Origin of the sequence: Exiguobacterium sp. AB2 (assembly GCF_000696055.1) — a bacterium.
GTDB classification, from domain to species: domain Bacteria; phylum Bacillota; class Bacilli; order Exiguobacteriales; family Exiguobacteriaceae; genus Exiguobacterium; species Exiguobacterium alkaliphilum.
This window is the reverse complement of record NZ_JNAA01000112.1, coordinates 1-8,238: the sequence shown is the minus strand read 5'-3', so window position 1 is coordinate 8,238 and position 8,238 is coordinate 1. Positions and strand designations below refer to the sequence as shown.

Below are 8,238 nucleotides of genomic sequence, written 5' to 3'. Positions count from 1 at the left end.
TTCGTCTGTCGCGCTTGGCGACTTTATTAATCTATCACGTCGTCGTTCTCCCAGTCAACAACTTTTTTCACAAATTGTTTTTCTGAAATAATCTTTTGCCGTGACAACGTTTATAACTATAATCTCTAATTCCCACATCGTCAATAGAAAATTCATAAATAAATAAAAAAAGTTGAGCCTCGTCTCTCGAGGCCCAACCCATTAGTCTTTAGCGAGTGGAACATACCCTGTTCTCTTTACGAGCGTCTGCCCTTCTTCCGAACCCATCCAGTCTAGGAAAGGCTTGAACTCTTCATAACGATCCTCAGTCGTGATCGCATAAAACTCCGACGTAATCGGATACGTCCCATCGGCAATCGTTTCAACCGTCGGAGCCACACCATTCACTTGAACCAGTTTAATGTCATGGTCTTCAATCATCTCGGTCGCATAGAAGCGGAAAGAGAAGCCAATCGCATTTTTATGGTTTTGGTAAGCGGCCGTCTGTTCGATGATGCCACCCATACCTTCCGGGACATCCTCGACCGGGGCGTCCATCAATTTCCGTTCACCCATCATTCGCTGCAAAGCAGTCTGACTTCCGCTTCCTTCCGGCCGCTGAAACGCACGAATCGAGTCATTCTTACCACCGACTTCTTGCCAATTCCGAATTTCCCCTGAATAGATTTGCTGAATCTCTTCTAATTCAAGTGAGTCGACCGGATTGTCTTCATGGACAAAGAAGATGAACGCCTCACGTCCAATTGGTGTCATGTTGAACGCGACACCTTTTCGTTCCGCTGCGGCGATTTGTTGATCTGAAGGGCCGGCGACAAAAATGATATCCGTTTTCTCATTAATCAATCGTTCATACGCTTCACCCGTTGTCGTTGAGACGACCGCACTGTTCCCCCACTCGATATCGTACGGGTCATAGTCTCCTTGTGGATAGGTCGCCTCGACAAAAGAAGCATAGAGTGGGTAGAGCGCTGTCGCCCCATCGAGACGAGGGAGTTCTTCCTCGACCTTAAAGGAAGCCGGCGCATCCAGTTTTGCTAAATTGGATTCCGGTTTAAATGGACGGTAGTCTTGTAGCTCCACGCCCCGCTCTTCAATTCGCAGCCCCGCCGTATATACATAATAGCCTTTGACGGATGCGAACAAGACGACCGCGATGACCGTTCCAACCAAGCCGACGCGTTTTAAGTTTTGTTTGGAGAGTTTTGAGAAATCATATAGCGCAATGATCACAATCGCCAGTGCGGCGACAAACCAAAGCGTCCATATGATTGGACGCCCTCCCGCAATCGGGTCTCCCATAGTAAATATCGCGACCACGAAAGTTAAAAAAACAGTCGCAACGATGATGAATACACTACTTAATAGAAACTTTATCACTTTCATCAATCATACAATCCCCATTCTCATTCTATTCTTAAGAAATTTCATACGCGATTGCTTCAACCCCGACGCCCTTCGTCGGACGCGCAACTGCCCGGACATAGCCTTTCCGGACAAGGAAACTAATGATGCTCCCTAAATCGACACGTAACTCTTGCAAGTCCGGGTGTTCCATTAGTTCTGAGAACGACCATGGTTCTTCTTGTCGTTGCATGGTTTGAAGCAACAACAGTGTTCCCGGCAACACTTTCGATTGAATCAAGTGCTCCATCCCAATGATAACGAGATGAATGCGCTGTTCGAGCTCTTCGCCCCCGCTCACAAGCTCTTCGTGTAGCTTATACACTTCTAAATCTAATTTCCGGACTTGTTTCCATAAGATGATCTCCGGATGAATGCCGGCCTCTAAAATCGACAACCGCGCCAAGTGCGTCAAGGCATGATGGATTTGCGTGAATGCGTCTTGATATTCTCCTTGTAAAAACAAACTGCGGCCGTCTTCGAACCGTCTGAGCAGTTTCGCGAACGCAAGCGAAAGTTGGAGACGTTGTTCTTCATTTGAGAAGTTGCGCAATCGCTGCCGAAGTTCTAGTAAGAATTCATTTCTCTCAAATAACACCATACCGTCCTCTATCCAATGAATGGCACGTCGATTTTCATTCAAGACAATCCAGCGATCCATCATCGAATCGCTCACAACGTGAAGGACAATTTTTTCTTGCCCGATTTGATAGTGTTTCACCGTCCAAAACGGATCGTCTTTCGCCTCGATAACAATCAACAGCCGATCCGATTGATCAGTCAACGGATCTCTCGGTCGCTTTTTCTTCACCTCGATAATCCCGAGCGTTGTTTTCAAGGCTGCATATTCTGAATAAATCGTTCGTGTGGCGTATTCCATCGTCACCTTGACCCCTTCTTTCTCATTGTGAACACTTCGTCCACACAAGTATCTACTCTGCTACGAAATTGATTCGCCTTGTTTATAAAATTCTCCTGCCATTGAACGCACGAACTTCTCACCGCTCGATAGATAAGATATAGTAAAGGCAGACATGGAGGGATTGTGGAATGAAAAAACGGGGGAATAAAATCAACCGAGCTCGGAACGTCGCGCTATTGCTCATCTTCGGCGGAATCGGTGTCATGTACCTCGGGTTGCTCGCGAAGAACATCACGTGGCTGATGATTATTTTCATGTTACTCGGTTTCTTGATGGTGTTATCGAGTTCTGCCCTTTACTTCATCATCGGAATGGCATCGACGAAAGCAATCATCGTCACGTGCCCGAATTGTGAGAGAGAGACAAAGATGCTCGGCCGCGTCGATTTATGTATGCATTGCGACGAGCCATTGACGATTGATCGCTCATTAGAAGGAAAAGAGTTTGACGAAAAGTATAACAAACGCCAATCCGAGCAACACGAATAAAAAACACATCCGCGTGTCGGATGTGTTTTTTAATGTGTATGCGTTTGTTCAGCCTGGCACGTCGGACATGTCCCGTACACTTCAAGACGGTGACGATCGACTTTGAAGCCGGTCAACTGAGAAGCGACCGCTTCAATCTCATCGAGTACCGGGTAGTTGAAGTCGACGACTTTTCCGCACGTATCACAGATAATGTGATAGTGACGCGAAGTGACGAAATCAAATCGGCTCGAGGCATCTCCATAGTTCATTTCTTGAACGAGTCCAATCTCTTTGAAGACGCGCAAGTTATTATATACCGTGGCGACACTCATGTTCGGAAAACGTCCCGATAGCGCCTTGTAAATATCATCCGCCGTCGGATGACTGTGCTCCGTGACGAGGTACTCCAAAATGGCCTGGCGCTGAGGCGTCATTCTGACTCCATGTTCTCGGAGCGACTGAACAGCATGGTCAAGCATCTCGCTTCCCACGTCAATCCCTCATTTCTTCTATTAGAATTCATGCGAAATGTTAGTTAGAATTAACCTATTTCTTACATAGTAATCTTTATAAATAGTGTACTGATTTCTAAAGCAGTCGTCAAACGTCGAGCTTAAGCGGTTGACGGCTATGATACAATAAGTGCGAATTTGTAAAAGGAGGCAATACATATGTCAACATCATCTACCCGGAAACAGTCAGACGTCTTGTACGAAGAGGCACAGACCCACATCGTCGGTGGCGTCAACAGTCCTTCACGCTCGTTTAAGGCCGTTGGCGGCGGCGCTCCCGTCTATATGGAGCGCGGGGAAGGGGCATATTTTTATGATGTGGATGGCAATCGCTATATCGACTATTTAGCGGCTTACGGTCCAATCATCACCGGTCACGCCCACCCGCACATTCATCGCGCCTTGATGGAGGCGTCGTCAAAAGGACTGCTTTATGGGACACCCCACGCCCTTGAAGTCGATTTTGCGAAGAAATTGAAAGATGCCATCCCATCGATGGATAAAGTCCGGTTCACCAACTCCGGGACGGAAGCCGTCATGACGACGATCCGGGTTTCCCGTGCCTACACCGGACGCGAACTCGTCGTCAAGTTCAGCGGTTGCTACCATGGCCACTCAGACTTGATGCTCATCGCCGCAGGAAGCGGTCCGGCGACACTCGGCTCACCAGATTCTGCCGGTGTCACACGTGCGACCGCCAAAGAAGTCATCACCGTCCCGTTCAATGACGTCGAGGCGTTCCGTAACATGATGAACGAATGGGGCGAACAAGTCGCTTGCGTCCTCGTCGAGCCAATCGTCGGGAACTTCGGCATCGTAGAACCAAAACCAGGTTTCCTCCAAGCCGTCAACGACATCACCCATGAACATGGCGCCCTCGTCATCTATGATGAGGTCATCACGGCGTTCCGCTTCACTTACGGTAGCGCGCAACAAGTGTACGGCATTGAGCCAGACATGACGGCACTCGGAAAAGTGATCGGTGGCGGATTGCCAATCGGTGCTTATGGCGGGAAAGCTGAAATCATGGAGACCGTCGCGCCGCTCGGCCCTACGTACCAAGCCGGGACGATGGCCGGAAACCCTGCTTCGATGGCGACCGGGATCGCCTGCCTTGAAGTGTTGGAACAGCCGGGCGTCTATGAGAAACTCGACGCCCTCGGCGCCCGGCTCGAGGCCGGAATTCGCGAGGCGGCAAACACACACGGTGTGACGATCACCCTCAACCGCTTGAAAGGGGCGCTCACGGTCTACTTCACAGACGAAATCGTCACCGACTATGACGGTGCCGAAAAGTCGGATGGCGAAGTGTTCGGCCGTTTCTTCAAGCTCATGCTCGAGAATGGCGTCAACCTGGCCCCTTCGAAATACGAGGCCTGGTTCTTGACGACAGAACATACGGAACAAGATATCGACGAGACGATCGCCGCGGTCAACCGCGCGTTCGCCGAACTATAAAGAAACGGAGATGCCGCGGCATCTCCGTTTCTTTATAGCGATGGTCGAATCCAAAGCTGCTCGTAGCGCGGATGACCATAGATGTCGATCGGCACATCGCCGAGGAAACTCGGGAATCGCCGTTCGCGGGCCACATGATAGAGCGGGACGACGTACGCTTGCTCGGTCACGTAACGTTCGACTTCACGATGAAGGTGCGGCCACACGTCCAAATCGACTTGATGATATCGGTCCATCATCGTCCGAAGCGTCGCGTCTTCACCGAGCAACTTCCCGACAAGCGATAACTCGCTCGTCATGAACGCCAGAAACGCCAAGTCGCGGTCTTCATTCATCATCTCGCCACAAAGGATGATGTCGGCGCGCCGGAGCGTCTCTTCCTCTAACAAGACGGACAACGTATACACTTCTGTCTCCACGGTGAAACCCGCAAACGTCAATTGTTGTGCAATCAAGTTGGCGTCTTCCGTCGCCGTCGCGTAAGGCAAATGCAAGAGACGGATCGGACGCACATCGATGCGGTCTTCCGCTTCTCGCTTCACTTCTTGACTCGCTTCTGGGAAAAAGCCATGGGCGACTTGATGCCGCTCTCCGCCTAATGCGACGAGTGCCGTTTTATCGATGGTACGGAGAATCGCTCGCCTAACGTCCTGGGCGTCCTTCAACCAAGAATGCCTCATGTTGAAGACGGCGTAACGCGCCCCAGCTTCGGCGACCCATTTCACGAGGCGATGGTCGTCACGCATGCTCCATTCGGCGTGGTCCGCCTCCGAGAACGTCACGAACTCGACGACATCCAACGACGGCCGCGGACGCAAGCCCCGTTCGAACGCTTGGAAACGCGTGACGTCTTCGGACACACGTTCGAGTTTGAACGGCCCTGTCCCGACCGTCCCCTCAAACCCTTTATACGAAATCGAGGCAGGCGTCTGCGCTAAGAGCCGCTCGATGTAACCACCGTGCGCAGATGTATAGATGTCGACGATAAAAGGAGCCGGTGAATCGACTCGCTCGATTGGCGCGAACAGCCACCGTTGTTTCCCGTATCGCAACAATCGGTTGAGCGAGTAGACGATCTCATTCGCCGAGAGCGACATCCCGTTATGGAACAGTACCCCTTTTCGGATATATAAGCGAAAACCGAAACGTGTTGCTTCTATATGATGGGCGAGCGATGGTCGGATGACATTCCCGTCCCATTCGAACAACCGGTCGAACAGGTGGCGGGCGAGCGACGCCTCCATCGCGATGTGGATATCGAGCGGGTCGAGCGAGGCGAGCGCTCTCGTTCGCGGGAAGATGAAACGATCCTCTTCCGTCTGTTCGAAGCCGAATCGCCCCCAGATGTGAGCCTGGATTTTCTCTCGCAACAGCGGCGGCCATTGCCATTCTAGCCATTTTGCCGCCTCGGCCATCGTGATGCGGGCGAACGTCGTATCTACCCAAGTCGTCAACACCTGATTAAACGACGGCGCGAACTGAATGACGGACTCGTGCCCCCTGCCCCGGCCCGGGCGATACTCGACCCATCCGGACTGCGCCCACACGTTCACGTCTCGCTTGATTTGTTTTTCACTATACCCCGTGGCGTTGACCGCTTCGCGTAACGTCACGTCCTCTCGGTCCCGCTCGATGGCATAGCGATAGATGGAAACAAGCTTCGGATTCATCGGACTCCCCCTTAAAAGTGGACATCCCCACTTTATTTGTCTCTTTTTTCCAAGTGTAGTCCACGTTTAAAGTAGGTGCAAGGAGGTGCTCACATGAAATTTAAAGATTTTCCTACGAACGTCCGACTCCGGCTCGTCTGTGGCTTTTTCATTCGCATCGTCGGTTCGGCAATCTTCCCATTCATGGCTTTATACTTTTCAGCAGAACTCGGCAAAATCGCCGGCGGGATCATCATGACATCTTTTGTCATCGTCGGGTACGTCACCGGCTTGTTCGGTGGGTACTTCTCGGACCGGTTCAATCGAAAACACGTCTTGCAAATCGGGCAAGTCGTTCAAATTTTATGCTTTATCGGCATGACGGTCGCGATTCACCCTTCGAACAACTGGGCACTCGCCGTCGCCGCCCTTTACTTCGGTCATGCGATTTCAAACGGATTGAACTATCCGGCGCTCGAGGCGATCGTTATCGACTCGATGGAAGAATCGAATCGAAAAGCGATTTACGTGTATGACTACTGGCTTGTCAACTTGGCCATCGCAGGTGGGGTCATGCTCGGCGGGTTGTTCTATCGCGATCATCGCTTCGCCTTATTCGTCGGGATGACGCTCGTCTTACTCATCACGACACTCGTCCTACAGCGGTATCTCGTCGATTCGTATGCCGGTAACCGCGCCACACCGGCGAACCCGATCGTCGGGGTCATCACGAACTACCGGATCGCCCTCGCCGACCGGCGTTGGATGCTGTTTGTCCTCGGCAGCATGCTCGTCTTCTCGACCGAGTTCCATATGGCGAACTATATCGGTGTTCACCTAGCCGAAACGTTTCAAGAACGAACGATTGTCGGTGTCCCATTTGACGGGGTGCGGATGATGGCGTTCATGCAACTCGAGAACACGCTCCTCGTCGTCGCAATCACGTTTGCCGTCACCGCCTTCATCAAACGTTTCCGCGAGAAACACGTGTTCTTTATCGGTCTCGCGTTATACGTCACCGCATTCGCGGCAATCACGTCAATGAGCTCATTTTTCGTTTTGGCCGTCCTCGCCATCGTCTTCACGGTCGGGGAACTCCTTTATTCTCCTATTCGCCAAGTGAAGCAAGTCGATTTGCTCGACCCGGAACGGCGGGCCTCGTATTTGGCGTTCGGCGGATTGACGTTCCACGGGGCCAAACTCGTGGCCGCTACCGGCATCGTCGTCGGTGCGTTCATCGGACCGGTCTTCATGAGCGGCTACATCTTCGCTTTCGGCGCGCTTGGAGGATATTTGTATTACTTGTCTCTCTACAAGATGGAGGCGACCCGACAACTGGCGGCATGACGTTTAATCTTTCGCTTGAGCGGTAACTACGAAGAGTGAAGGAGGCGATGTTTATGCCAGCAATCGTATTGTTCGACGGGGACTGCAATTTTTGTGATGCGAGTGTCCAATTCATTCTGAATCGTGACACGAAAGGTCACTTTCATTTTGCATGGCTTCAAGGCGAAGCCGGAAAAGCGTTACGGACCCGGCACCGGATTCCAGAAGCCATCGATAGTATCGTGCTTTTGAAAGATGGTGTCCCTTATCTCAATTCAGATGCGGCCATCCGGATTGCAGAAGGGTTGGATGGGGGATGGCGTTGGCTCGGGCTCATCCGTATCGTACCGAGACCGCTTCGCGATTTCGGATACGACGTCGTTGCCAAAAATCGCTACAAATGGTTCGGAATGAAAGAGACGTGTAAACTTCCGACACCAGAAGAACGGAGTCGGTTCCTCGATCAACAGACAAACCCGCCAACCTCTTGAGGGAGGGCA

The 8,238-nt window shown here is 51.5% G+C and carries 8 protein-coding genes; 4 read left to right on the top strand and 4 right to left on the bottom strand.

The window, feature by feature from the left end; genetic code table 11:
- Positions 1 to 201 precede the first annotated feature (201 nt).
- Positions 202 to 1,299 (bottom strand): PstS family phosphate ABC transporter substrate-binding protein, encoded by a 1,098-nt coding sequence (locus tag DI14_RS14780; RefSeq protein WP_235193487.1) that lies wholly within the window; start codon positions 1,297 to 1,299, stop codon positions 202 to 204.
- A 115-nt stretch (positions 1,300 to 1,414) separates the two neighbouring features.
- A complete protein-coding gene (locus DI14_RS14775) occupies positions 1,415 to 2,281 on the bottom strand; it encodes a nucleotidyltransferase-like protein (RefSeq protein WP_034809919.1) in 867 nt (288 codons plus the stop codon).
- A 170-nt stretch (positions 2,282 to 2,451) separates the two neighbouring features.
- On the opposite strand from DI14_RS14775, the gene DI14_RS14770 reads away from it, so the two are divergent.
- A complete protein-coding gene (locus DI14_RS14770; RefSeq protein ID WP_034809917.1) occupies positions 2,452 to 2,811 on the top strand; it encodes a YgzB family protein in 360 nt (119 codons plus the stop codon).
- Positions 2,812 to 2,840: 29 nt separating this feature from the next.
- Here the strand turns inward: DI14_RS14770 and DI14_RS14765 are convergent, their stop codons facing one another.
- Complete coding sequence (locus DI14_RS14765; RefSeq protein ID WP_369792728.1) at positions 2,841 to 3,227, bottom strand: Fur family transcriptional regulator; 387 nt, start codon at positions 3,225 to 3,227, stop codon at positions 2,841 to 2,843.
- A gap of 237 nt (positions 3,228 to 3,464) precedes the next feature.
- Here DI14_RS14765 and DI14_RS14760 point away from each other — a divergent pair, with 237 nt between their 5' ends.
- A complete protein-coding gene (locus DI14_RS14760) occupies positions 3,465 to 4,763 on the top strand; it encodes a glutamate-1-semialdehyde 2,1-aminomutase (RefSeq protein WP_034809915.1) in 1,299 nt (432 codons plus the stop codon).
- A 32-nt stretch (positions 4,764 to 4,795) separates the two neighbouring features.
- Here DI14_RS14760 and DI14_RS14755 read toward each other — a convergent pair whose 3' ends face one another.
- Complete coding sequence (locus DI14_RS14755) at positions 4,796 to 6,433, bottom strand: ABC transporter substrate-binding protein (protein ID WP_034809914.1); 1,638 nt, start codon at positions 6,431 to 6,433, stop codon at positions 4,796 to 4,798.
- A gap of 93 nt (positions 6,434 to 6,526) precedes the next feature.
- Here DI14_RS14755 and DI14_RS14750 point away from each other — a divergent pair, with 93 nt between their 5' ends.
- Both DI14_RS14750 and DI14_RS14745 read left to right on the top strand, forming a co-directional pair.
- Entirely contained in the window at positions 6,527 to 7,759 is a 1,233-nt protein-coding gene (locus DI14_RS14750) for an MFS transporter (protein WP_034809913.1), read from the top strand.
- Positions 7,760 to 7,812: 53 nt separating this feature from the next.
- Positions 7,813 to 8,229 (top strand): thiol-disulfide oxidoreductase DCC family protein, encoded by a 417-nt coding sequence (locus DI14_RS14745; protein ID WP_034809912.1) that lies wholly within the window; start codon positions 7,813 to 7,815, stop codon positions 8,227 to 8,229.
- The last annotated feature ends 9 nt before the right edge of the window (positions 8,230 to 8,238 follow it).

Bases quoted from the DNA above. Each gene is read 5' to 3' on its own strand.
- DI14_RS14780 (WP_235193487.1), bottom strand. From the start codon at position 1,299: ATGGGAGACCCGATTGCGGGAGGGCGTCCAATCATATGGACGCTTTGG.
- DI14_RS14775 (WP_034809919.1), bottom strand. From the start codon at position 2,281: ATGGAATACGCCACACGAACGATTTATTCAGAATATGCAGCCTTGAAA.
- DI14_RS14770 (WP_034809917.1), top strand. From the start codon at position 2,452: ATGAAAAAACGGGGGAATAAAATCAACCGAGCTCGGAACGTCGCGCTA.
- DI14_RS14765 (WP_369792728.1), bottom strand. From the start codon at position 3,227: ATGACGCCTCAGCGCCAGGCCATTTTGGAGTACCTCGTCACGGAGCAC.
- DI14_RS14760 (WP_034809915.1), top strand. From the start codon at position 3,465: ATGTCAACATCATCTACCCGGAAACAGTCAGACGTCTTGTACGAAGAG.
- DI14_RS14755 (WP_034809914.1), bottom strand. From the start codon at position 6,433: ATGAATCCGAAGCTTGTTTCCATCTATCGCTATGCCATCGAGCGGGAC.
- DI14_RS14750 (WP_034809913.1), top strand. From the start codon at position 6,527: ATGAAATTTAAAGATTTTCCTACGAACGTCCGACTCCGGCTCGTCTGT.
- DI14_RS14745 (WP_034809912.1), top strand. From the start codon at position 7,813: ATGCCAGCAATCGTATTGTTCGACGGGGACTGCAATTTTTGTGATGCG.